The organism is Streptomyces sp. ML-6, assembly GCF_030116705.1.
Taxonomy (GTDB): Bacteria; Actinomycetota; Actinomycetes; order Streptomycetales; family Streptomycetaceae; genus Streptomyces.
In genome coordinates, this window is sequence record NZ_JAOTIK010000001.1 from 3,370,767 (window position 1) to 3,394,071 (window position 23,305).

The 23,305-nt window shown below is 72.6% G+C and carries 19 protein-coding genes; 9 read left to right on the forward strand and 10 right to left on the reverse strand.

Annotated features, from left to right (window positions below; translation table 11 throughout):
* Positions 1-39 precede the first annotated feature (39 nt).
* Positions 40-1,542 (reverse strand): D-alanyl-D-alanine carboxypeptidase/D-alanyl-D-alanine endopeptidase, encoded by a 1,503-nt coding sequence (gene dacB, locus OCT49_RS14655; protein WP_283852319.1) that lies wholly within the window; start codon positions 1,540-1,542, stop codon positions 40-42.
* 86 nt (positions 1,543-1,628) lie between these two features.
* Between dacB and OCT49_RS14660 the strand changes: the two genes are divergently transcribed.
* Together OCT49_RS14660 and OCT49_RS14665 are read left to right on the forward strand one after the other, a co-directional pair.
* Positions 1,629-2,123: an inorganic diphosphatase gene (locus tag OCT49_RS14660; RefSeq protein WP_003968257.1), complete on the forward strand. Its 495-nt coding sequence runs from the start codon at positions 1,629-1,631 to the stop codon at positions 2,121-2,123.
* 413 nt (positions 2,124-2,536) lie between these two features.
* A complete protein-coding gene (locus OCT49_RS14665) occupies positions 2,537-4,249 on the forward strand; it encodes a threonine/serine exporter family protein (RefSeq protein WP_283852320.1) in 1,713 nt (570 codons plus the stop codon).
* A 123-nt stretch (positions 4,250-4,372) separates the two neighbouring features.
* Here the strand turns inward: OCT49_RS14665 and OCT49_RS14670 are convergent, their stop codons facing one another.
* Positions 4,373-5,086: a DedA family protein gene (locus OCT49_RS14670; protein WP_283852321.1), complete on the reverse strand. Its 714-nt coding sequence runs from the start codon at positions 5,084-5,086 to the stop codon at positions 4,373-4,375.
* Between the two features lie 402 nt (positions 5,087-5,488).
* Positions 5,489-6,247 carry a MerR family transcriptional regulator gene (locus tag OCT49_RS14675; RefSeq protein WP_283852322.1) on the reverse strand — a complete coding sequence of 253 codons (759 nt, stop codon included), beginning with the start codon at positions 6,245-6,247 and terminating at the stop codon, positions 5,489-5,491.
* A 124-nt stretch (positions 6,248-6,371) separates the two neighbouring features.
* Here OCT49_RS14675 and OCT49_RS14680 point away from each other — a divergent pair, with 124 nt between their 5' ends.
* The 3 genes from OCT49_RS14680 to gad all read left to right on the forward strand — a co-directional run bounded on the left by OCT49_RS14680 (position 6,372) and on the right by gad (position 9,995).
* Positions 6,372-7,688, forward strand: a complete 1,317-nt coding sequence (locus OCT49_RS14680; RefSeq protein ID WP_283852323.1) for an ion channel protein — start codon at positions 6,372-6,374, stop codon at positions 7,686-7,688.
* 155 nt (positions 7,689-7,843) lie between these two features.
* Positions 7,844-8,467, forward strand: coding sequence for an NAD(P)H:quinone oxidoreductase (wrbA, locus tag OCT49_RS14685; protein WP_283852324.1), 624 nt, complete (start codon positions 7,844-7,846; stop codon positions 8,465-8,467).
* A 103-nt stretch (positions 8,468-8,570) separates the two neighbouring features.
* A complete protein-coding gene (gene gad / locus OCT49_RS14690) occupies positions 8,571-9,995 on the forward strand; it encodes a glutamate decarboxylase (protein WP_283852325.1) in 1,425 nt (474 codons plus the stop codon).
* Positions 9,996-10,089: 94 nt separating this feature from the next.
* Here gad and OCT49_RS14695 read toward each other — a convergent pair whose 3' ends face one another.
* From OCT49_RS14695 to OCT49_RS14710, 4 genes are all read right to left on the reverse strand, one after another.
* Positions 10,090-10,734 carry a PadR family transcriptional regulator gene (locus tag OCT49_RS14695; RefSeq protein WP_283852326.1) on the reverse strand — a complete coding sequence of 215 codons (645 nt, stop codon included), beginning with the start codon at positions 10,732-10,734 and terminating at the stop codon, positions 10,090-10,092.
* A gap of 18 nt (positions 10,735-10,752) precedes the next feature.
* Positions 10,753-11,304, reverse strand: coding sequence for a DinB family protein (locus tag OCT49_RS14700; protein ID WP_283852327.1), 552 nt, complete (start codon positions 11,302-11,304; stop codon positions 10,753-10,755).
* Between the two features lie 251 nt (positions 11,305-11,555).
* On the reverse strand, positions 11,556-13,013 hold the full coding sequence (locus OCT49_RS14705; protein ID WP_283852328.1) for an aldehyde dehydrogenase family protein: 1,458 nt from the start codon (positions 13,011-13,013) through the stop codon (positions 11,556-11,558).
* A gap of 54 nt (positions 13,014-13,067) precedes the next feature.
* On the reverse strand, positions 13,068-13,931 hold the full coding sequence (locus OCT49_RS14710) for a Sco1979 family transcriptional regulator (protein WP_283852329.1): 864 nt from the start codon (positions 13,929-13,931) through the stop codon (positions 13,068-13,070).
* A 346-nt stretch (positions 13,932-14,277) separates the two neighbouring features.
* Here OCT49_RS14710 and OCT49_RS14715 point away from each other — a divergent pair, with 346 nt between their 5' ends.
* Positions 14,278-14,775: an ATP-binding protein gene (locus OCT49_RS14715; protein ID WP_283852330.1), complete on the forward strand. Its 498-nt coding sequence runs from the start codon at positions 14,278-14,280 to the stop codon at positions 14,773-14,775.
* 322 nt (positions 14,776-15,097) lie between these two features.
* On the opposite strand, the gene OCT49_RS14720 is transcribed toward OCT49_RS14715, so the two are convergent.
* Complete coding sequence (locus OCT49_RS14720) at positions 15,098-15,340, reverse strand: DUF397 domain-containing protein (RefSeq protein WP_266690134.1); 243 nt, start codon at positions 15,338-15,340, stop codon at positions 15,098-15,100.
* Positions 15,341-15,592: 252 nt separating this feature from the next.
* Between OCT49_RS14720 and OCT49_RS14725 the strand changes: the two genes are divergently transcribed.
* Entirely contained in the window at positions 15,593-16,105 is a 513-nt protein-coding gene (locus tag OCT49_RS14725; protein ID WP_283852331.1) for a hypothetical protein, read from the forward strand.
* Between the two features lie 135 nt (positions 16,106-16,240).
* On the opposite strand, the gene OCT49_RS14730 is transcribed toward OCT49_RS14725, so the two are convergent.
* Positions 16,241-18,520, reverse strand: a complete 2,280-nt coding sequence (locus OCT49_RS14730) for an FUSC family protein (protein WP_283852332.1) — start codon at positions 18,518-18,520, stop codon at positions 16,241-16,243.
* A 226-nt stretch (positions 18,521-18,746) separates the two neighbouring features.
* On the reverse strand, positions 18,747-19,952 hold the full coding sequence (locus OCT49_RS14735) for a DUF2786 domain-containing protein (protein ID WP_283852333.1): 1,206 nt from the start codon (positions 19,950-19,952) through the stop codon (positions 18,747-18,749).
* 211 nt (positions 19,953-20,163) lie between these two features.
* Here OCT49_RS14735 and OCT49_RS14740 point away from each other — a divergent pair, with 211 nt between their 5' ends.
* Positions 20,164-21,033 carry an ABC transporter ATP-binding protein gene (locus OCT49_RS14740; protein ID WP_283852334.1) on the forward strand — a complete coding sequence of 290 codons (870 nt, stop codon included), beginning with the start codon at positions 20,164-20,166 and terminating at the stop codon, positions 21,031-21,033.
* The gene (locus tag OCT49_RS14745; protein ID WP_283852335.1) at positions 21,027-23,204 is read left to right on the forward strand and encodes an ABC transporter permease; all 2,178 of its coding nucleotides are present in this window, start codon (positions 21,027-21,029) and stop codon (positions 23,202-23,204) included. The genes OCT49_RS14740 and OCT49_RS14745 overlap by 7 nt, the downstream gene beginning before the upstream one ends.
* The last annotated feature ends 101 nt before the right edge of the window (positions 23,205-23,305 follow it).

Below are 23,305 nucleotides of genomic sequence, written 5' to 3' on the forward strand. Positions count from 1 at the left end.
CCGGCCGGGGCGGCCCGGCCGGGGTCGTCCGGCGGGCCCTCAACGGGCGCGGGCGACCAGGCCGGTGGCGAGCGCGTCGAGGGAGGACTGGGCCTCGGAGGGGGAGGTGGTGCCGGATGCCAGGAAGGCGAAGGCGAGCAGCCGGCCCTGTCCGTCGACGACCGTTCCGGCGAGGGTGTTCACGCCGGTGAGGGTGCCGGTCTTGGCGCGGACCAGGCCGGTTCCCGCGGACTTCCCGCTGTAGCGGTCGCTGAGCGTGCCGGTGAAGCCGGCCACGGGCAGGCCGGTGAGGACGGGGCGCAGTTCGGGGTGGGCCGGGTCGGCGGCGCGGGCGAGGAGGCCGGCCAGCAGCCGGGCGGTGACCTTGTCCTTGCGGTCCAGTCCGCTGCCGTCGGCGAGGACGGCGCCGGTCAGCGGGAGGCGGAGCTTCCCGAGCTGCTCGGTGACGGCCCGTCGGGCACCGGCGAAGTCGGCGGGCCGGCCCGCCTTGATGGCGGTTTGCCGGGCGAGCGCCTCGGCGATGTCGTTGTCGCTGTTGGTCAGGGCCCGTTCGACCAGGGCGGAGATCGGGGCGGAGAGGTGCTGGGCGACCTGCCGGGACCCGGCGGCCGGGCGGCCGTGCCCCGGCCCGGACCCGGTGTCGATCCCGGCGTCGTCGAGGAGCTTCGCGAAGGCTTCGGCGGCGTCCTTCGCCGGGTCGTCGCTGCGCGGGGCGGGTCCGCTGTCGGTGTCGTCGAGCCTGCCCTCGTCGATCATCAGGGCGCTGACCGGCGCGATGTTCTCGTTGGGGCCGATCGGGTGGCGGGCGGGTCCGGAGTAGCGGGAGGTGTCGTACGAGAGGCGGGCCCGGTCGACGCCGTGGGCCTTCAGGGCGCGCGCGGTGCCGGTGGCGAGCGCGCGCAGGCCCGCCCGGTCGAGGGTGGGGTCGCCGCCGCCGACCAGGGTGATCCGGCGGTGGTCGGGGGAGACCAGGACCTTCGTGGCGATGCGGTGGTCGGGGCCGAGGGCGCTCAGCGCGGCGGCCGCGGTGGCGATCTTGACGGTGGAGGCGGGGGTCATGGGCAGGTCGGCGCCCTTGCCGTACAGCCGGGTGCCGTCGGCGGTGTCGATGACGACGGCGGTGTGCCGGGTGCCCAGGGCGGGGGCCTTCAGCAGCGGGTCGAGGACGGCGCGGAGGTCCGGGGCCGCACTGTCGGGGGTGTGCCGGGCGTCCGGGGCGGCGTTGTCGGCGGGGGTGAGGGCGGCGAGAACGGCCGGGGCGCTGGGCGCGGGCGCGGGCCCGTCGGGGGTGCCGGTGCCGTGATGTGCGCCACCTGTGCGGCTCCGGGCGGCGGCCCAGTCCTGCTCGGCCTTACGCTGACCCGAGTCCCAGGGGCCGGCGGCAAGGACGACGCCGGCCGCGAGCACCAGGCCGAGCCCGGCGGAGACGGCGGTGAACTGTCGGTCGTTCAGTCCCTTCAGCCTGAGCACGGCACCCCGAGGGGTGAGTCGGCCCAGCCTGTCCAACGGATTGACCGACGGTCTTTTCACCGGCTCGTCCACCGTTGACCAGCCCCTTTCGCGAGCACACATCTGCGTGGGGGACACTTAATCACCAGTCGTATGTGTTGATCATGGAGGAGCCACCCGTGGAGTTCGACGTCACCATCGAGATTCCGAAGGGTTCGCGGAACAAGTACGAGGTGGACCACGAGACCGGTCGGATCCGCCTGGACCGTCGACTCTTCACCTCGACCAGCTACCCGGCGGACTACGGCTTCGTCGAGAACACCCTCGGCGAGGACGGCGACCCGCTGGACGCGCTGGTCATCCTGGACGAGCCGACCTTCCCCGGCTGCCTCATCAAGTGCCGCGCCATCGGCATGTTCCGGATGACGGACGAGGCCGGCGGCGACGACAAGCTGCTGTGCGTGCCGGCCTCCGACCCCCGGGTGGAGCACCTGCGCGACATCCACCACGTGTCGGAGTTCGACCGCCTGGAGATCCAGCACTTCTTCGAGGTCTACAAGGACCTGGAGCCCGGCAAGTCGGTCGAGGGCGCCGACTGGGTCGGCCGCGCCGAGGCCGAGGCCGAGATCGAGGCCTCCTACAAGCGTCTCGAGGCGCAGGGCGGCGCGCACTGACACCGGCTCGCGGCCGGTGTCCGGCCGCGGCGCGCGGGTCCGGCCGCACGGGTTCGTACGAACGGGCCCGTGCGCATGGGCCGGGTGCGTGAGCCGAGGTACGCGAGCCGACGTGCACGAGCCGGTGCACGTGGGCTTCGGCGCGTGAACCGAGGCACGTGACCGAAGTACGCGACACGGTTCCGTTTGCGGTTCCGTACGGGAACGGGCGGTACTCCTTCCATGGGAGTGCCGCCCGTTCCGCGTACCGCCCCGCGCACCCGGTCCGCGGGTGCGCCGGGTCCTGCGGGCCGGCTCCTGGAAGGCCCCTCCCGGTCCCGTTCCGGATCTTCTGGCGTCCGCGGGCTTGTCCGTGGCCATACTGGGCACAAGCGCAGCCATGGACGCGCGGTAGTGACGAGGAGCGAGGGTCAGTGGTGGCGGAACCGGGCGGTCCGGAGGACCAGAAGCCCCAGTCCGACGAGGCGCGCAGCGCCTTCGTCCCGCCTGCCGGGGTGGAGCAGCGCGCGCCCGGGCCCGAGGACGACCATCCGACGTCGGAGTTCGCCCTTCCGGCCGGTCTGGCGGACGCCCCGGGGACGGGCACCGGTTCCGCTTCCGGTTCCGGTCCGGGTTCGGGGCAGGGCTCGGGACAGGACACGATCGGCTCCGCCTTCGCCCCGCCGAGTACCTACGGCGACCGGCACCCGTCGCCCGCCTTCACCCCGGCCCAGGGCATACCGATGGTCCGGCTGACCAAGGAGGCTCCCTGGCAGGACCGGATGCGCACGATGCTGCGGATGCCGGTCGCCGAGCGCCCGGCGCCCGAGCTGGTGCAGAAGTCCGACGAGGCGGGGCCCGCGGTGCCGCGCGTGCTCGACCTGACGCTGCGCATCGGGGAGCTGCTGCTGGCGGGCGGCGAGGGCGCCGAGGACGTCGAGGCGGCCATGTTCGCGGTGACCCGCAGCTACGGCCTGGACCGCTGCGAACCGACCGTCACCTTCACCCTGCTGTCGATCTCGCACCAGCCCTCGCTGGTCGACGACCCGGTGACGGCGAGCCGTACCGTGCGCCGGCGCGGCACCGACTACACCCGGCTGGCCGCGGTCTTCCGGCTCATCGACGACATCACCGCGGAGGACGTCGAGGTCTCCCTGGAGGAGGCCTACCGGCGGCTGGCGGAGATCCGCCGCAACCGCCACCCGTACTCCGGCTGGGTGCTGACGCTGGCCGCCGGCGGGCTCGCGGGGGCGGCCTCGGTGCTGGTGGGCGGTGGTCCGCTGGTGTTCGTGGTGGCCGCGGTCGGCGCGATGCTCGGCGACCGGCTCGCCTGGCTCTGCGCCGGGCGGGGGCTGCCGGAGTTCTACCAGTTCGTGGTGGCCGCGATGCCGCCCGCCGCGATGGGCGTGGCGCTGACCCTCACCCACTGGTCGGACGTACGGCCCTCGGCGGTGATCACCGGTGGGCTGTTCGCGCTGCTGCCGGGGCGGGCCCTGGTGGCGGGCGTGCAGGACGGACTGACCGGTTTCTACATCACCGCGGCCGCGCGGCTGCTCGAAGTCATGTACCTGTTCATCGGCATCGTCGTCGGCGTGCTGCTCGTGCTGTACCTGGGGCTCCAGCTGGGTGCCCAGCTGAACCCCGAGGCCAGGTTCGTCCCCCACGACCGGCCGGTGGTGCAGATCCTGGCGTCGATGGCGCTCTGTTTCGCCTTCGCGATCCTGCTCCAGCAGGACCGGTCCACGGTGCTCGCGGTGACCCTCAACGGCGCCGTGGCCTGGGTGATCTACGGGGCGATGGCCAGGACCGGCGGCATCTCGCCGGTGCTGGCGACCGCGACGGCGGCCGGACTGGTGGGCCTGTTCGGGCAGCTGTTCTCGCGCTACCGGTACACCTCGTCGTTGCCGTTCATCACGGCGGCGATCGGCCCGCTGCTGCCGGGTTCGGCCACGTACTTCGGCCTGCTGGCCGTGGCCCAGGGGCGGGTGAACACCGGGCTCGCCTCGCTGTCGACCGCGGTGGCCACGGCGCTGGCCATCGCGATCGGGGTGAACCTGGGGGGCGAGATCTCCCGGCTGTTCATGCGGGTGCCGGGAGCGGTCGGCGGGGCGAACCGCCGCGCGGCCAAGCGGACGCGCGGCTTCTGACCGTTCCTGGTTCCCTGGCCCGTACGTACGGCTCGGACTCCGGCCCCGGCCCCTGGCCCGTGCGTACGGCTCGGGCCGACCCGCTCGTGTGCTGCGGATCGGCCCGGGGGTGTGGTGGCCGGGTCAGCGCTTGGCGTGGCGGCCGCGCTGGCCCGGGGCGGGGGCGTTTCCGGCGGCCGGGGCCCGGCCCTCGCCGCCGCCCTCCGCCGCTTCCTTCTTCGACTTGGAGCGGGCCCGCAGGAACTCGATCGCGATCGGCACCACCGAGATGAGCACGATCAGGATGAGGATCGCCTCGATGTTCTGGTGGACGAACTCGACCTTGCCGAGGGCCGCGCCGAGCAGCGTGACGCCGACGCCCCAGAGTATCCCGCCGATGATGTTGAACATGATGAACGAGCGGTAGTTCATCCGGCTCACACCGGCGATGATCGGGGTGAACGTACGCACCACGGGCACGAAGCGGGCCAGGATCAGCGACTTCGGGCCGTACTTCTCGAAGAATTCGTGCGCCTTCTCGACGTTCTCCTGCTTGAAGAGGCGGGAGTCCGGGCGGTTGAAGAGCGCCGGGCCGACCTTGCGGCCGAAGAGGTAGCCCACCTGGTCGCCGATGATCGCCGCCAGCGCCACCAGGACGCAGACCAGCCAGAGCGGCGCGTGCAGCTTGCCCGCGGTCACCAGCAGACCGGTGGTGAACAGCAGGGAGTCTCCGGGCAGGAAGAAACCGATCAGCAGACCGGATTCAGCGAAGACGATGACCAGCACACCGAGCAGTCCGAACTGCCCGATGAGATAGTCCGGGTCCAGCCAGCTCGGTCCGAGCGCAAGCGTATTCAAGGGTCCGGGCTCCTGGATCGATCGATGACGGCTGCGTGGCCGCCCCAAGCTATCAACGCCGGAGGAGTGCCCCGGGTTCCAGATGGCCCGCACGGGGATGCGCACCGGGTCGAGAGGGTGCGCACTCCGGGTCAACCGGGACAAAGCCGCTCCCGGAAGACGCCGTACGGCGATCTCCGCCGGTCATGGCGGCGGACCGGAGCCCGTGCCCGCCGTGCCCGGCGACGGACCGGACCGCGCGGCCGTGCCCGGCGACGGGTGCGCGGTCCGCGGCGGGACGCACGGTCCGAGACGGCCGCGCGGCCGTGTCCGGTGACAGGTGCGCGGTCCGCGGCGGGACGCCCCGGAGCGTCCCGCCGCGGACCGTGCCGCCTGGTCACATCACCCGGTCACACCACCCGCTCACGCCAGACGTGCGGCGTTGGCCTCGATCGCGTCCCGCAGGTGCTCGGCCATCCCGGGCCGTATCGCCTCGTAGTACGCGCGGAACCTCGGGTCCGACACGTACATCTCGCCGAGCCCCCGGTGCGCCTCGGGGCCGCACTCGTAGAACCGGCCGATGATGCGGCGCCGGTGCTCCTCGGCCAGATCCATCGCGCGCTCGCCGGTGGCCGGTTCGCCGGCCTCCATCAGCGCGCTGTAGGCGGCGCCCCATTCGGCGGCCTCCGCCTGCATCCGCTTCCAGTCGTCCTTGGTGTACGACGCGGCGCGGCGCTGCGACTCGGCGTACGCGTCGGTGCCGCCCCAGCGGCGCTCGGCCTCCTCCGCGTACCTCTCGGGGTCCTGGTCCCCGAAGACCTCGAACCGCTCCTCGGGTGTGAGGTTGATGCCCATCTTCCGTGCCTCCATGGCTTTCTCGACGGCCTCGGCCATCTTCCGGAGCTCGGCGATCCGGTCGGTCAGCAACCGGTGCTGGCGGTGCAGGTGCTCCTGCGGGTCCGCCTCCGGGTCGTCGAGCAGTACCGCGATCCGGTCGAGCGGGAAGCCCAGCTCCCGGTAGAACAGGATCTGCTGGAGCCGGTCGAGGTCGCCGTCGTCGTAACGGCGGTGACCGGCGTGGCTGCGCCCGCCGGGCGAGAGCAGTCCGATGCCGTCGTAGTGGTGCAGGGTGCGCACCGTGACTCCGGCGAATTCGGCGACCTGTCCCACGGAGTAGTCCACGACTCCCCGCTCCCTTCTCCGTCCCGGGTACGTCCCGATGCTGGGTCCTGACGTCGCGTGAGGTGCAAGCCGGAACCCCGTCGCGTCCGACAGCGCCGTCACGTTCGCCATCACAGTGGGCGCTATGCGGCTTTTGCGTCGTTATGGTGAGCCGGTGGTCACCGATTCTCCCCCACCCGCCGAACCGGCCCCGGGGCCCACCCCCGCGCGCCGGCTGCTGCCCGTCATCGTGCCCGCACTGGTCGTCGGGGTCGCCTCCGCCCTCGTCCTGCTCGGCGTGAGCCTGCTCGCGGAGAAACTGCAGGACGTGCTCTGGGAGACGCTTCCCGACGCGCTCTCCGTCGGCCGTCACTCCGCCTTCTGGACGATCGCGGTGCTGACCGCGAGCGGGCTGGTGGCCGGTCTGCTGATCCGGGCGGTGCCCGGTCACGCGGGGCCCGATCCGGCGACCACGGGACTGGTCGACCCGCCGCTGCCGCCGGGGGTGGTGCCGGGGCTGCTGCTCGTCACGGTGCTCACCCTGGCGGGCGGGATCAGCCTCGGCCCGGAGAACCCGATCACGGCCGCCAACATCGCGCTGGCCTTCTGGCTCGGCCGCCGGTTCGTCCCCGGCTCCTCCGCGGAGCTGTGGCTCTCCCTGGCCGCGGCCGGCACCATCGGCGCACTCTTCGGCACCCCGGTCGCCGCCGCGCTGATCCTCTCGGAGACCCTCGCCTCCCGCCCCGGGCCGGGGGCCCTGTGGGACCGGCTGTTCGGGCCGCTCGCGGCCGGCGCCGCCGGGGCGCTCACCATGACCCTGCTGGCGCACCCCAGCTTCGACCTGTCGCTGCCGCCCTACACCCGTCCGCACCGGGGCGATCTGCTGTCCGCGGTCGTCATCGCCCTGGCGGGGGCGGCGCTGGGCCTGCTGGCGGTGTACGCCTTCCCGCACGTGCACCGGGCCTTCCGGGCCCTGCGCCACCCCGTCCCGACCCTGACGCTCGGCGGGCTGCTGCTCGGCCTGCTGGGCGCGCTGGGCGGCCGTCTGACCCTGTTCAAGGGGCTCGACGAGATGAAGGTCCTCGCCGCCGATCCGACGGGCTGGTCGGCCGGGGAGTTCGCCGGCATGGCCGCGGTGAAGACGGCCGCCCTGCTGATCGCGGCGACCTGCGGCTTCCGGGGCGGGCGGATCTTCCCCGCCGTCTTCATGGGGGTCGCGCTGGGGCTCTGCGCCCACGCCCTCGTCGACCGGGTGCCACCGGCGCTCGCGGTGACCTGCGGGGTGCTGGGGGTGTTGCTGGCCATCACCCGGCAGGGCTGGCTGAGCCTGTTCACCGCGGCGGTTCTGGTCGGCGACTCGGCCGTGCTCCCGGTCCTGTGCGTCGCCTCGCTGCCGGCCTGGCTGCTGGTGACCGGACGCCTCCAGATGCAGCTGCACGAGGACGGTACGCCGCGGAGGTGAGCCCGGCACCCTGTCCAGCCCGCCTCCCTGTGCCCCGCCCCGTATCCCCTCCCCGCGCACCGCCCGACGCCTCGCCCGGCGCGCCGGATGCCCGAGATTTACGTATCGTCGCATTCGCATGCACAAGTCCTGTAAGCCCCTCCGGAGGTCTGGTCATGCCCACGCCCGTCAAGGTCGCCGTCATCTACTACTCCGCGACCGGCACCATCGCCACGATCGCCAAGGCCGTCGCGGAGTACGCCGAGAAGGCCGGGGCGGAGGTCCGGCTGCGCAGGGCCGGGGAGCTTGCCCCGCGGGCGGCCATCGACTCCAACCCGGCCTGGGCGGCCAACGTGAAGGCCACCGCGGACATCCCCGTCGCCTCGCCCGACGACATGGTCTGGGCGGACGCCGTGATCTTCGGGACGCCGACCCGGTTCGGGAACGTCACCTCCCAGCTCAAACAGTTCATCGACACCCTCGGCGGGCTCTGGCAGGCGGGCCACCTCGCCGACAAGGTCTACAGCGGCTTCACCGCCACCAGCACCGCGCACGGCGGCCAGGAGTCCACGCTGCTCGCGCTCTACAACACGATCCACCACTTCGGCGGCATCCTGGTCGCCCCCGGCTACACGGACCCGTCGAAGTTCGTCGACGGCAACCCGTACGGCACCTCGCACGTCGCCGGCCAGGGCGACATCCCGGTCGGCGAGCAGACCCTGACCGCCGCCCGGGTCCAGGCCGAACGGGTCGTGAAGTTCACCCGGGCCATCAAGGACGGCCTCGCCGCCGAGGGCTGAACCTCCGCCGCCCGTCCGCCACCTGACGTACCGACAGACGCGTGGCCCGTCCGACCCCGTCGGGGCGCCCGGGCCGCCGAGAGCCGAGAAGGGCCGTCCGCCGATGCCGCTCCACGAAGGTTCCTCCCCCACCGCGGAACCGTCCGCGAAACGCCGCAGGCTCGCCCTCAACCCGTTCTTCGGGGAGGCCGACCCGGTCGCCGGCATGGAGCTGGCGCCGCCCCGGCACCGGCTGCCCGACGGGCCCATGTCGCCCTCGACCGCGTACCACCTGGTCCATGACGAGCTGATGCTCGACGGCAACTCGCGGCTCAACCTCGCCACCTTCGTCACCACCTGGATGGAGCCCCAGGCGGGGGTGCTGATGAGCGAGTGCAGCGACAAGAACATGATCGACAAGGACGAGTACCCGCGCACCGCCGAGCTGGAACGGCGCTGCGTGGCGATGCTCGCCGACCTCTGGCACGCCCCCGATCCCGCGGCGGCCGTGGGGTGTTCGACGACCGGTTCCAGCGAGGCCTGCATGCTCGCGGGGATGGCGCTCAAGCGCCGCTGGGCGGCCAGGAACGCCGACCGCTATCCGGCGGCGGCCCGGCCGAACCTGGTCATGGGCGCCAACGTCCAGGTCTGCTGGGAGAAGTTCTGCAACTTCTGGGAGATCGAGGCGCGGCAGGTCCCGATGGAGGGCGACCGCTTCCACATCGACCCGCAGGCCGCGGCCGAGCTCTGCGACGAGAACACCATCGGCGCCATCGGCATCCTCGGCTCCACCTTCGACGGTTCGTACGAGCCGATCGCGGAGCTGTGCGCCGCCCTGGACGCCCTCCAGGAACGCACCGGGCTCGACGTCCCCGTCCATGTGGACGGGGCGTCCGGGGGGATGGTGGCGCCGTTCCTCGACGAGGACCTGGTGTGGGACTTCCGGCTGCCGAGGGTGTCCTCCATCAACACCTCCGGGCACAAGTACGGCCTGGTCTATCCGGGCATCGGCTGGGCGCTGTGGCGCTCCCCGGCCGAACTGCCCGAGGAACTGGTGTTCCGGGTCAACTACCTGGGCGGCGAGATGCCCACCTTCGCACTGAACTTCTCCCGGCCCGGCGCCCAGGTGGTGGCGCAGTACTACACCTTCCTGCGGCTGGGGCGGGACGGCTACCGGGCCGTCCAGCAGGCATCCCGGGACGTGGCCCGCACTCTCGCGGAGCGCATCGAGGGCCTCGGCGACTTCCGCCTCCTCACCCGCGGCGACCAGTTGCCGGTGTTCGCGCTGACGACCGCGCCGGACGTGGAGGCGTACGACGTCTTCGACGTGTCGCGGCGGCTGCGCGAGCACGGCTGGCTGGTGCCCGCGTACACGTTCCCGGCCAACCGGCAGGATCTGGCGGTGCTGCGGGTGGTGTGCCGCAACGGCTTCTCGTCGGACCTCGCCGAACTGCTGGTGGGGGACCTCCGGCGGATCCTGCCCGACCTGCGCCGCCAGCCGCACCCGTTGAGCCGCGACAAGCAGGTGGTGTCGTCCTTCCACCACTGATGCCGGCCACCACTGATGCCGGACCGCCCCCTGCCCTGGCCCGGTCGGGGCGGGCTCGGGCGCGGGGTCGGGCTCGGGCGAAGGGTGAAGGGTGCTACTCCTCGTCGCCGGGGTCGGGGATGCCCGTCGCGTACGGGTTCTCCTGTCCCTCGGCGAGCACGCCGACGAAGGGCTCGCCCTCCTCCCCCGCGAAGGTGTACGCGCCCCCCTCGATGCGGGCGATCAGCCCGCGCGTCCACTCCGCCCCGGCGTCCGCCGAGTGGACCCACAGGTTCATGATCTCGCCGATGTGGCCGAGCGACTCGGGGCCGGACTCCGGCAGGTAGTGGCCGGTGACCGCGTCCCGCCAGGCCGCGAGGCCGGCCACCCGCTCCTTGAGCAGCGCGACCACCTCGGCCCGCTCCAGGTCGACGATGCCGCCCAGGCCCGCCGACAGCACGTCCGGCCTCTGGTCGTACGAGGTCAGCGCGGCGCGCACCAGCGCCAGGTACTCCTCGTTGCCCGCCCCGGTGACCTCGTACTCGGTGCGGGGCGGGCCGCCGGCCGAGCTCGGGGCGGCCTCGTGCTCGACCAGCAGGCCCTGTTTCGCCATCTGCTTCAGCGCGTGGTAGATCGATCCGGGCTTGGCGTTGGACCACTCGTGGGCGCCCCAGTACTCCAGGTCGTTGCGGATCTGGTAGCCGTGCGCCCGGCCGTGCTGCCGGACGGCACAGAGAACCAGCAGCCGGATCGCGGACATCGCACGCACCCCTTCTGGTCAACTTTGACCAGAGTAACCGCCCGCCTCGGCGACCAGCTCGAACGCGGTACGGCCGTCCAGGGACTCCCGGATGATGTCGGCGTGCCCGGCGTGCCGGGCCAGCTCCTCGACGAGGTGGACCAGCAGCCACCGCATCGAGCACTGCTCCCCCTTCGGGAACCAGGGCGCCTCGGGCAGCGAGAAGGTGTCGTCCATGCTGGGCACCGAGCGGATGAACTTCTCCGTCTCGGCCGCGACGCCGTCCCAGAACTCCAGGATCCGCGGCACCGTCTCGTCCCCGACGAGCCGGAAGCTGTCCGCCCAGGTCTCCGCATCGCGGACGGTCTCGCCCAGCCGGTGCTGAGCCATCCGCAGCCAGTTCAGCTCGGTCTCGGCGACGTGCTTGAGCAGTCCGGACAGGGACAGTTCGCTGGCGCTGGGGCGGCTCGCCGCCTGCTCCTCGGTCAGTCCGAGCAGCGCGCGCCGGATGCCGCCGCGCTGGGCCTCGACGAAGGAGAGGAGAAGGCCGCGCTCGTCGCCGGGGGCTCCTGCGGGAACGTGAGTGACCATGATGTCCGCCTTGATGCTCGGTGCCGGTTCTTCCTGACACGGATCAAGCTATGACCCATCGAGGTCAGCTTCTGTCCTGAATCAGGGAAGGGGCGACGAAAAGAAGGGCACTGAAAAAACGGGCCGCCCGTGGAGGCGGGCAGCCCGAGGAGGAGACAGGAGCGAGGAAGGCCAGGAGGCAGGAGCGAGGAAGGTCGGGAGCGAGGGAAGTCGGGAGCGAGGAGGCAGGAGCAGAAGCAGGAGCCAGGGGGTCAGAAGGGGAAGACGGCCCGTTCGTGCTGGACGGAGATCCACCGCTGGGTGGTGAAGGCGTCGACGGTCGCCTCGCCGTTCAGCCGGCCGAGCCCGGAGAACTTCTCGCCGCCGAAGGCCACCAGCGGGTCGTCCTGGACGGTGGAGTCGTTGACGTGGAACATCCCGCTGACGACGCGCCGGGCGAACCGCACCCCGCGCTCGACGTCCCGGGTGTGCACGGCGCCGCTCAGCCCGTACGGGGTGTCATTGGCGATCCGTACGGCGTCGTCCTCGCCGTCGAACGTCATCAGCAGCACCACCGGGCCGAATATCTCCTGGGACGGCAGCGGGGAGTCCTCGGGGAGCCCGGTGAGCACGGTCGGTTCCACGAGGTTGCCCCGGGTCCGGCCGCGGACGAGCGCGGTCGCCCCGTCGGCGATCGCCTGGTCGACGAGCGCGGTCAGGGCGTCGGCCCGGAAGGTGTTGATGACCGGGCCGATCCGGGTCTCCGGGTCGCGCGGGTCGCCGGTGGTCAGCGCGGCCACCGCGGCGGTGAACTTCTCGGTGAACTCCCGCTCGATCCGGCGGTCCACCAGGATGCGGTTGGCGGCCATGCAGACCTGCCCCTGGTACACGAAGCGGCTGAAGACGGCCGCCTCGACCGCGTAGTCGATGTCCGCGTCCTCCAGCACCACCAGGGCGCTGTTGCCGCTGAGTTCGAGGATCGTCCGCTTGAAGTGCCCGGCCGCGACCGCGGCGACCTGACGGCCGGCCCGGTCCGATCCGGCGAAGGAGATCACCGCGGGCACGGGGTGCTCGATGAACGCGTTCCCGATCTCGGCGACGTCGGTGATCAGGACGTTGAGCAGCCCGGCGGGCAGCCCGGCGTCCTCGAAGATCCGGGCGACCAGCCCGCCGCCGACGACCGGGGCGTTCTGGTTGGGCTTGACGACGACCGCGTTGCCGAGCGCGAGGGCCGGCGCGACGGACTTCATCATCACCAGGAACGGGAAGTTGTAGGGGGCGATCACGCCGATGACACCGACGGGCAGCCGGTGGAGGCGGTTCTCCCTGCTGTCCCCCGGGGAGGGCAGGAGGCTGCCCTGCGGGCGCAGGGCCCGGTGGATCGCGTCGCGCAGGAATTCCAGGGCGGCGCGGAACTCGTACTCCGCCTTGATGCGGGTGCCGCCCAGCTCGTCGATGATCGCGTCGACGATCTCAGCGCGCCGTTCCTCGGTGATGCGCAGGGCGCGTTCCAGGACGGCCCGGCGCTCGTACGGGTTGGTGGTGGCCCAGCTCCGCTGGGCACGTTCCGCGGCGCGGTAGGCGAGGTCGACCTCGTGCGCGGTGGCGATGGGGATCTCGGCGAGTTTCTCCCCGTTGTAGGGGTTGAAATCGATGATGTCCCACGATCCGGTACCGGTCCGCCATTCACCGTCGATGTATTGGTGGGCCAGCTCGTGGAAGAAGGACATACGATCCCTTAACTCATCCGCAGACTTCCGTCGAACCGTCATGTTACTGATGAATCAGATGAGTTGGAGCAGTCCGCGGAGCAGATCGCGACTCTCTTCGGCATCCGGACTGTCCTCGTGCAGCCGCACCATGGCCTTTTCGTACTGAGCGACTTCTTCGGCCTTGTCCAGATAGAGCGCACTTGTCAGCTGCTCCAAATAGACAATGTCCGACAGATCGGATTCCGGGAATCGCAGCATCGTGAAGGAACCGCCCTCGCCGGCATGCCCGCCGAAACTGAACGGCATCACCTGGAGGGTGACGTTGGGCCGCTCCGACATTTCGATCAGATGCCGCAATTGCCCCCGCATCACTTCCCGGTCGCCGTACGGGCGGCGCAGCGCGGCCTCGTCCAGCACGGCGTGGAAGCTGGGCGCGTTCTCGGAGACGAGGGTCTTCTGGCGTTCCAGCCGCAGCGCCACGCGGCGGTCGATCTCGACGGCGGGGGCATCGCCCATGCCCCGGGTGACGACCGCGTGCGCGTACGCCTCGGTCTGCAACAGACCGTGGATGAACTGGACTTCGTACACCCGGATGAGCGAGGCCGCCCCCTCCAGGCCGATGTAGGTCTGGAACCACCCGGGCAGCACGTCGCCGTAACTGTGCCACCAGCCCGCCACGTTGGCCTCGCGGGCCAGCCCGAGCAGGGCGTCCCGTTCCGCCTCGTCCGTGACGCCGTAGAGCGTGAGCAGGTCCTCGACGTCCCTGGCCTTGAAGCTCACCCGTCCCAACTCCATGCGGCTGATCTTCGATTCGGAGGCCCGGATGGAGTAGCCCGCCGCCTCACGCGTGATGCCGCGCGAGTCGCGCAACCGCCTGAGCTGGGAGCCCAGCAGGATGCGCCGCACCACAGATCCACTCGACTCGCCTGCCGCCACCGGTCCGGTCCTTCCCTTCGCTTCCTGGGCATCGGGGCTCCCCCCGATCCCCAAGTGCCGGATTCTGCCACCAAAACGCTTCAGCCCGTACTCATTCGATTACGGAAATGGGAAGACTTCCGTAAAGCTGCAAAAATACGCAAGGGAAGAAATGACCAAGAACCGGCACGGGTTCGGACAGGTCAGGCGCGTGCACGTGCATCTGCCCTTGCATCTGCCCTGCGCATTGGGAACGATGGAGCCCGCGCACCTGCGTGCTCGTTCGTGTTGTGCCGCTGTACCCCCCGCAGTACCGATACAGCCGCGAATCCCGGGAGTGCCTCGCATGGGGACGAATGGATCGACGATGCTCGAGCCGTTAAGGCAGGGGCTTCCCCCCATCGATCCCTCAGCCGCCTCCGGGTCAGCCACCTGCACACTGCCCGCCCGCTACGAAGCCGTGAGCGGTGCGCGGAAGTTCACCCGGACGACGCTGAACGGATGGGGGCTGGGCGAGCGCTTCGACGACGTCGCACTGGTCGTCTCCGAACTCGTCACGAACGCCCTGCGGCACGCCCTGCCCGGGGACAACGCACCAAACCCCCAGGATCCGTCCGTACGGCTGCACTTGATGCGGTGGAGCTCACGCCTGGTGTGCGCGGTGCGCGACCCCAGCCAGGAGAGCCCGATCGCCTCCGAGGCGCCGGACTCGGCGGAGTCCGGTCGCGGCCTCTTCCTCGTGGAGTCCTTCAGCGACTCGTGGGGCTGGCACCCGTCCCCCGCGCCGGACGGCGTCGGACCGGACGGCTCGGCGACGTGCGGCAAGGTGGTCTGGGCGCTGTTCCGGCTCTCCGACGGCAGATGAGAGCGCCGGCCGGCCCCTGGCGGATCCGTGACGGATCTGCCAGGGGCCGGTCGGCAACGGGTCTGTCAGGGGTCGGCAGGGGCCGCCAGAAGCTGCCAGCCGCTCGGTTCCGGTTCGGCGTCGGTTCAGCGCCGGTTCGGCGTCGGTCCGACATCGGTCCGATGGATGATTGCCGGCCGACCGTCGGATGACGAGCTGACGGCGCACGCCTCTTCGGGTGTGCGCCGAGGTGCGTTCGGGCGGGATGCCACCTGCGACACGTACGGGATTTCCGTGGTGCGCTGCCGAGAGGTGCGGTGACGGGCACCCGGGTCCGGGACGGTCAGCCGCCCGCGACCAAGTGGTCGAACTCCCCGTCCTTCACACCGAGCAGCAACGCCTCTATCTCGGCCGGCGTATAGACCAGGGCGGGCCCGTCGGGGTGGCGCGAATTCCGCATCGCCACATCTCCGTCGGGCAGTTTCGCGAACTCCACGCAGGACCCCTGGGAGTTGCTGTGTCTGCTCTTCTGCCAGACGACTCCGCGAAGCTCTGTGGCCGCCATGCCGTTGTACACGTGGTGCACAGGACGCTCCCCGAGTTGCAAGGTGCAAGTGTCAACTGTCCCGGATCATAGCTCTGTTCAAATTTCCCTGCATGAGCAGATGCATGCGCGGATGCACGTGCACGCGGGGTGTTCCCACGATTACAGCTTTACTCACAGGGATAGACGCATGGAACGGCTCTTCGGCTCCGTCTGCCCCGAGATGAACGCATCACACCGGTGGAGCGCGCTGATAACTTGGCTCGGACTTTCATCGACAAGGGGGAATTACAGATGCACAGAGTCGTACGTGCCGGTGCGGTGCTCGCGACCGGAATCCTCGCCACCGTCGCACTGACGGGCTGCAGCAGCGACAGCGGGAAGAGCGACCCGGGCAAGGACTCCGCCGCGGGGCAGGAGACGCCCGGTCAGGGTTCCGGCGACAGCGGGGACGACGGCGCTTCCGCGGGCGACGCCTCGACACTGGAGGGCGGCTGGGTCGGGAAGACCGACGGCAAGTCGATCGTCCTGTCCGTGTCCTCGGGCAAGGCGGCGCTCGTCACCGAGGAACGCGCCTGCACGGGCACCGTGCAGGACACGGACAAGGTGGTGATCGCGCTGAAGTGCGTCAGCGGTGGCACCGACCGCTCCTCGGGGTCCGTCGAGTCCAACGACGGCAAGACCGTCGTGATCTCCTGGGACAGCGGGGTCAAGGACACCCTGACCAAGACCGACCCGGGCGCCCTGCCGTCGGGCCTGCCCGAGCTGCCGGAGATGCCGGAGATGCCGGAGATGCCGACGTCCTGACGAACCGACCGGCCCGGCGGCTCCGGTCGGAGCTGCCGGGCCGCCGGAGTCGTGGGGTTCCCGAGGCGCTGGAGTCGTCGAAGCCTCCGGACTCCGATGCGGCGGGCGGCCCCGCACGCGATGCGGGTGACCGCCTCACCCCGCCCGGCCACCGGGCCGATCCGAATCCGGCCCGGACCCGGGGTCGGGCTTCGAACCCGGCCCCGGTTCCGGCTTCGGCTTCGGCTTCGGCTTCGGCTTCGGCTTCGGCGATCCGTCCAGGCCCCGGGAGAATTCCTCCAGGGCGTCGAGGAGGAGGTGGGCCCCTTCCCGTACGAAGGGGTCGCCCGCCCTCCTCTCGTCCGCGGCCTGCCGCGCGTCCCATTCCGCCAGTGCCTCGCGCACCTCGGACCAGTCCGGTACGCGCCGTTCCCGCACCTCCTTCGCACCCTGTTCGGTGGCCCGGCGCAGCGCTCGGGCGAGACGGGCGGCGTCCGGTACGGGGGTGGCGTCGCCGCCGCAGGGGAGGTGGGCCTCCAGCAGCATCGCGGCCCGGCCGAGTTCGGCGAGCGCGTGCTGGGTGTCGTCGGCGGCGGCGCGGGAGAGGCCGCGGTTGCGCACCGGTTCGTGCTGGGCGATCGCCAGCGCCTCCTGCCAGGCGACCCGGGCCTCGCGGGTGTCGAGCAGCGCCGAGCGGACGTCGTCATGGCCGCGTTCGGCCGGTGCGGCGTACTGGTCGACGACCGAGGCGGCGTACCGTCCGTCCGCCTTCAGCCAGTCCCCGAGCCTGCCGCGCAGCCGCGGCGTCTCCCAGGCGGGGTAGAGCGCGTACGAGATCATCGCGAGCAGTCCGCCGACGAGGGTGAGGACGACCCGTTCCAGCACGGTCTGCGACCAGTCGTCGCCCGCCATGCCGAGCAGGAAGACCACGTACGCGGAGATGCACGCCTGGCCGACCACGTACCCGGTGCGCATCAGCAGGTACATCAGCAGGGCGCAGAGCACGGCGAGCGCCGCGGCCAGGCCCGTGCCCGGACGGGTGGCCTGGGCGATCCCCGTGGCGAGCGACACCCCGACGATCGTGCCGCCGAACCGGGCCACGGAGCGCCCGTACGTCTGGGAGAACTCCGGCCGCATCACCATGACGGCCGCCATGGGCGCCCAGTAGCCGTGCCCGAACGGCAGCGCGGTGCCGATGAGGTAGCCGACGGCCGTGACGGCGGAGACCCGGACGGCGTGCCGCAGGATCGGTGAACCGGGGCGCAGTTCGGCGCGCATCGCCTTCACCACGACGGGGATCAGCCGCAGGAGGGTGGGGCGGCGGCGGTGCGGTGCGGGGGCGGGGGTTCCGGTCCCGGAGGGGGTTCCGTCCGCGGCGGAGGAGGTTCTGCCCGCGGCGGCCTTGATCGACTCGGCGGCCCGGTCCGCCTCGGCCTTCTCCTCCTTCGTCCCCTCGCCGTCGGCCGTCTCGATGACGTCGGAGAGCAGTGCGCCGAGCCGGTCGGCGGCCCGGCGCGGCGGGCCGGTGAGCAGCGTTCCGGTGTCCGGGGTCCGCAGCACGGCCACGGCGGCCGGGGACAGTTCGACCGGGTCGCCGTGGCGGATCGCGCGGGCCGCCGAGTCGAGCACCGATCCGGCGGCGGCCAGGAGTTCGCGGACCCGGTCCCGCTCGGGCCCCTCGGACGGCACGCCCATCGACGGGTCGGCGAGCGAGGCGAGGACCGGCCGGATGCGTTCGGCGATGCCCCGGGAGCCCCGCAGTTCGGGCGGGCGGCGGCGGGCCTGCCGCGGGGTGACCGCCGCCGCGTTGCGGGCCGTCATCAGCGGCACCGGGTCGAAGGGGGCGACCGGGTCGTGGCGCAGCCGCCGGGCGTAGTCGGCCTCGGCGGCCAGCGCGTCGGCGAGGGCGTCGCGCTGGGCGCCCCATCTCCGTACCGGGAACAGGACGATCAGCGCCGCCTGCACGACCCCGCCGACCAGGATCATCACGGCGTGCACGGCCGAGTCCGCGAGGGAGGTCGGCAAGGTGATCGTGACCAGCATGATCGCCACGTTGGAGGCCGCGATGAGGCCACCGGTGGGGCCCGCCGCCCAGGCCAGGCCCGCGACGAACGTCCAGATCACCAGCAGGGCCAGGAAGAGCGGCAGCCGGGAGCCGGTGAGGTAGCCGAGGAACGTGGACACGGCGAGGCTCGCCCCGGAGACCAGCGCGAGCACCGGCCGGGGGCGCCAGCTGCGCTGGAACGTGGCGATGGCCGCCTGGAACGCGCCGAACGCGGAACTCGCGGCGACCACGGGGCCGAAGAGCGCGAGGGAGATCCCGATGACGAGGGCGAGACCGGCCGCGCCGCGGATCGCGATGAGCGGTTCGAGACGTTGCCGCTCGATCTTCAGCCCCGAGCGGGCGGTCTCCTTCAGCGCCCGGAGCCAGCTCATGCCCAGAGCCTAACCGGAATTCCCGTTTTGCCCCGAGTCAGGAGGGTCCGAATCCTCCGGGCCCGAGAAAGTCACCCGGGTCTCCGCGGCCTGGGGCCGGGGGTCGGTGGTTCCTGCCCGGCGGTCGGGGGTGGGTGGTTCCTGATCGGGGGTCGGTGGTTCCTGCCGGGCGGCCGGGGTCGGCGGTCAGCGGTCAGCGGTCGACAGGTCCTGGCGGGGTCGGCGGTCAGCGCTTTCCGCGCCGGTCGCGCAGCTCCGGACCGGCGGGCCCGCCCATCCGCGCCCGGTCCGCGGCGGCCGTGCCGTGGGTCCATCCGTCCAGGTCCGCGGCGCCCCTGACCCGGGTGGTCGTGGTCCGGGGGAACATCCGCTCGGCGGTGTCCGTGACCGCCATGTCGCGGGCGGCGAGCACCGGGAGCAGCTGCGGGTCACCGCCTCCCCCGTCCCCCGCGCCGGAACCGGCCCCCGCCTCGGCCTCGGCGGCCGCGGTGACGCGGGCGGTGTCGGCGGCGAGCCGGCTGCCCAGGCGCTGGGCGTACGCCATCAGGAAGGACTGCCGGAACGTCTTGGTCCGCTTGCGCCCGCCGGCCCGCTGGCCCGCCTCCGCCTTCGTCATCGCCACCGTGCCCTGGACCAGCAGGGAGGTGTACAGCAGCTCCACGGCGTCCAGGTCCGGTTCGAAGCCGACCACCGTGGAGAAGCCGAGGTCACTGTTCCACACCGCGCGGCAGCGGTTCGCGGAGGCGACCGCGTCGAGCAGGATCGCCTTCGCCGTCTCGTACGGCGCGTCCACCCCGACCCGGCACGCCCCGGGCGCCTCCTTGCTGTGCGTGCGGGCGGCGAGCAGGGCCTCGTCGATGGAGTGCCGGGCCATCAGCTCCTGGGCCTTGGTGGTCAGGGCCTCCGCCTCCTCGGGGAAGCCGGTCGCCTCGGCCTTGGCGAGCAGGGCCCGGATCCGGGTCAGCATCCGGGGTTCGTCGTGCGCGGGCGGCAGGCGGAGGTCGTGCGGGGAGGCGCCGGGCGGCGGACCGACCGGCTCGATGGCGGGGAGCCGGAGCAGCAGCCGGTACAGCCCGAGGACGGCGGACGCGTAGGAGAAACGGTCCGGCCGGTTACGGGGCGGGGCGTCCGGGAGCCCGTCGAGCTGGGCGCGCCAGCGCGGCGGCAGCGGTTCGTACCGCCCGGTCTCCGAGCCGATCAGCCCGGCGGCGATCCCGGCCGCGGTCTCGTCGAGCTCGCGGCGGACGGTGCGTACGACGTCGGCGGGCTGCCAGCCGCGCTCCCAGGCCCGGCGGACGAACTCCTCGCCGCGCCGGAACAGTTCCGCGTCGGCCGTCGGATCGGCGGCGAGCAGCGAGGCGCCGGTGTCGAGTCCGGCGTCGCCGTCCGAGTAGAGGGCCGCCGCGAATGCCTGGTCGATCACCGGTTCCATGAGGTCAGGGTAGGCAGGACGGAAGGGAGGGGTGGGGCTGGCCCCACCGTGCGGACGGGCCCTGGTGGTCGTGATCGCGGGGTGCGGAAACGGTTCGATCGCAGGCATGACCTCCCTGCACCCGCCCACCGCGTCGACCGCATCGACCACCTCGACCGCAGCCGCCGTATCCGCTGGGTCCGCTGGGTCCGCCCCGCTCACCGCAACGTCCATGGCCGGCGCGTCCGTGGCCGATGTGTCCGTGGCCGGTGCCGACGCCGTGCGGCTGCGTTCCCTGCGCCGGGCCTACGACCGGGTCGAGGCCCTCGCCGGCGTCGACCTCACCGTCCGCGCCGGCACCTTCACCGCCGTCATGGGCCCGTCCGGGTCCGGCAAGTCCACGCTGCTGCACTGCGCGGCCGGGCTGGACCGGCCGACGTCCGGCACCGTCGAGGTGGGCGGGACGGAACTGACCGGGCTGAGCGAGCGCCGGCTGACGCTGCTGCGCCGGGACCTGATCGGCTTCGTCTTCCAGTCGTTCAACCTCGTCCCCTCGCTGACCGCCGCGCAGAACGTCGCGCTGCCGCTGCGCCTCGCGGGCCGCCGCCCGTCCCGCGCCGAGGTGCGGGAGGCCCTGGCCCGGGTCGGCCTCGCGGACCGGGCGGGACACCGGCCCGCCGAGCTGTCCGGCGGCCAGCAGCAGCGGGTGGCCCTGGCGCGGGCCCTGATCACCCGGCCCCCGGTGCTCTTCGGCGACGAACCGACCGGCGCGCTGGACACCACGACGAGCCGGTGGGTGATGGAGATGCTGCGGGAACTAATGGACCTGGAGGGGCAGACGATCGTGATGGTCACCCACGACCCGGTGGCCGCGGCGTACGCGGACCGGGTGGTCTTCCTGGTCGACGGGCGGGTGGCGGACGATCTGACCGCTCCCGGCGCCGAGCGGATCGCGGCCCGGCTCACGACGGGACACGAACGCGCCTGGCACGGCGACGGGCACGGCCCCGGACACAACAACACCAGCACCAGCACCAGAGCCGGCACCGGAACCGGAATCAGCACCAGCACCGGAACCCGGGCCCCGGAGGCGTCGTGCTGACCGTCGCCCTCGCCTCCCTGCGCACCCGCTGGACCACGCTCATCGGCACCTTCGTCGCGCTCGCGCTGGGCGTGGGGCTGATCGCGACCATGGGCCTCGGGCTCGCCTCGACCCTCGACGCGCCGGACCGGGCGCCGCAGCGGTTCGCCGGATCACCGGTGGTCGTGATGGGCGTCGACACCCTGACCGTACGGGTGCGGCGCGGGCCGTCCACAACCGAGGTGGGCCACGGGCTCGCCCATCCACACCCTGTGGATACCGAACTCCTGCGCGAACTCCGGGCGCTCGGTCCGGTGACCCGGGACGACGGCCCGGAGCTCGTCGGACCGCCCTCCGCCACCGGCCGGGGTGCGACCCGCGGCCCGGACGCCGTGGGGGTGGACGCCCCCGCCGACGAGGTGCGCCGCGTCGTCGGCGACCGCGCCCAGGTTCTCACCGGGGACGACCGGCGCCGCGCCGACCCGGACACGGAGCGGGACGCCGAGGGGCTGGTGACCGTGAACGCCCTGCTCGGCACGGCCGGGGGCGTCACCGCCTTCGTCTCGGCCTTCGTCGTCGCGTCGACGTTCGCCTTCTCGGTGGCCCTGCGCCGCCGCGAGTTCGGGCTGCTGCGCACGGCGGGGGCGACGCCCGGCCAGTTGCGGCGGCTGCTGCTGACGGAGGCCGCCGTGATCGGTGTGCTCGCCTCCGCCGCCGGGTGCGCGCTGGGCCGCCTGGCCGCACCGGTGCTCGCCGAGCTGCTGGTGACCGAGGGCATGGCGCCGTCCTGGTTCGCGATCCGCCCGGCCGCCTGGCCGCTCCACGTCGCCTTCTGGACCGGGCAGGCCGTGGCGCTCGCGGGGGTCCGGGCGGCCTCGCGGCGGGCGGGCCGAACCGGCCCCGCGGAGGCGCTGCGCGAGGCCGACGTCGATACGGGCGTGCTCCCGCCGGTCCGCCGTCTGCTCGGCTTCGCGCTGCTCGCGGGAGCCGCGTTCCTGATGGCGAAGTCCCTGGTCACCGACCCGTCCGCGCTGCTGAAGCGGAAGACGTACATCACTCAGCCGATGGTCCTGATCACGGCCGTCGCCCTGCTCGCGCCGCTGCTGGTGCGCCTGTCGGCGCGACTGGTCAGGCTGCCCGGGGCGACCGGGACGCTCGTGTCCGCGAACACCTCGGCGGCATTGCGGCGCACGACCGCGATCGTCGCCCCGGTGCTGGTCACCGTGGGGCTGGCCGGTTCGGTGGCCGGTTCGGCGACGACGGTGTCGGCGGCGCGGGCGGCGGAGGCCCGCGAGCACACCCGGGCCGACCTGGTCGTGACGGGACGGAACCTGAGGCCCCGTCCGGTGCCGGGCGCGACGCTCTCCGCCTCGGCCCCCACCGCCGTCCACGTACGGGAGGAGGGCTCCGCCCTCGTCACGTCCGAAGCCCGCGCGGTGGACGACCCGAAGGCCCTCGCGACGGTCGGCCGACTGCCGGTGGTGGCGGGCGACATCGATGACCTGGACGACCGCTCGATCGTGGTGAACGAGGAGTGGGAACAGCACACGGTGGGCTCGACGGTACGGGTGTGGCTGGGCGACGGGCGGCCGGCGAAGCTGCGGATCGTGGCGGTGCTGGCGCTCGGGACCGGGACCAACGGGGTCTATGTGACCAGGGCGAACGCTCCGGCGGCCGGGGTGGACCGGATCGACGTGCGCCTCTCGCCGGGCGCCGACCGGGCCGCCGTCACCGCGCGGCTGCGCGGGACGGGCGGCACGGTGCGGCCGGTGGAGCGGTGGGCGGCCGCGACGCATCCCCGTACGAGTGCGCAGACCCGGTTCGGCCTGGCCGTGGTCCTGGGCATCGCGCTGGTCTACACGGTGATCGCCCTGGCCAACACGCTGCTGATGGCGGGGTCCGTACGGGCCCGGGAGCTGGACGCGCTCCGGCTGGCCGGCGCCACCCGGCCGCAGGTCCTCGCGGTGGTGGCCGGGGAGACCCTCTTCGCGGTCGGGCTCGGGGCACTGCTCGGCCTCGCCGTGACCGCGGTGAACCTGGCGGGTCCGGCCGCCGCCCTGGCCTCGCTGGCCGCGCCGGTCGAGGTGGCGGTGCCGTGGTCGCTGATGGGCGGTGCGGCGGGGGTGTGCGCGGTGGTCGCGGTGGGGGCGGCGCTGCTGCCGGGGGCGGTGCGCCGCACGCGCTGCCGGTGACCGGGTTCGGCGGCCCGGTCCGGCCGGGCCGCCGAACCCGGCCGGGCAACGTGTGTGGTCCATCCAGCGGCACTTGCTGACGGTGCATCCGCTTTCCCCTT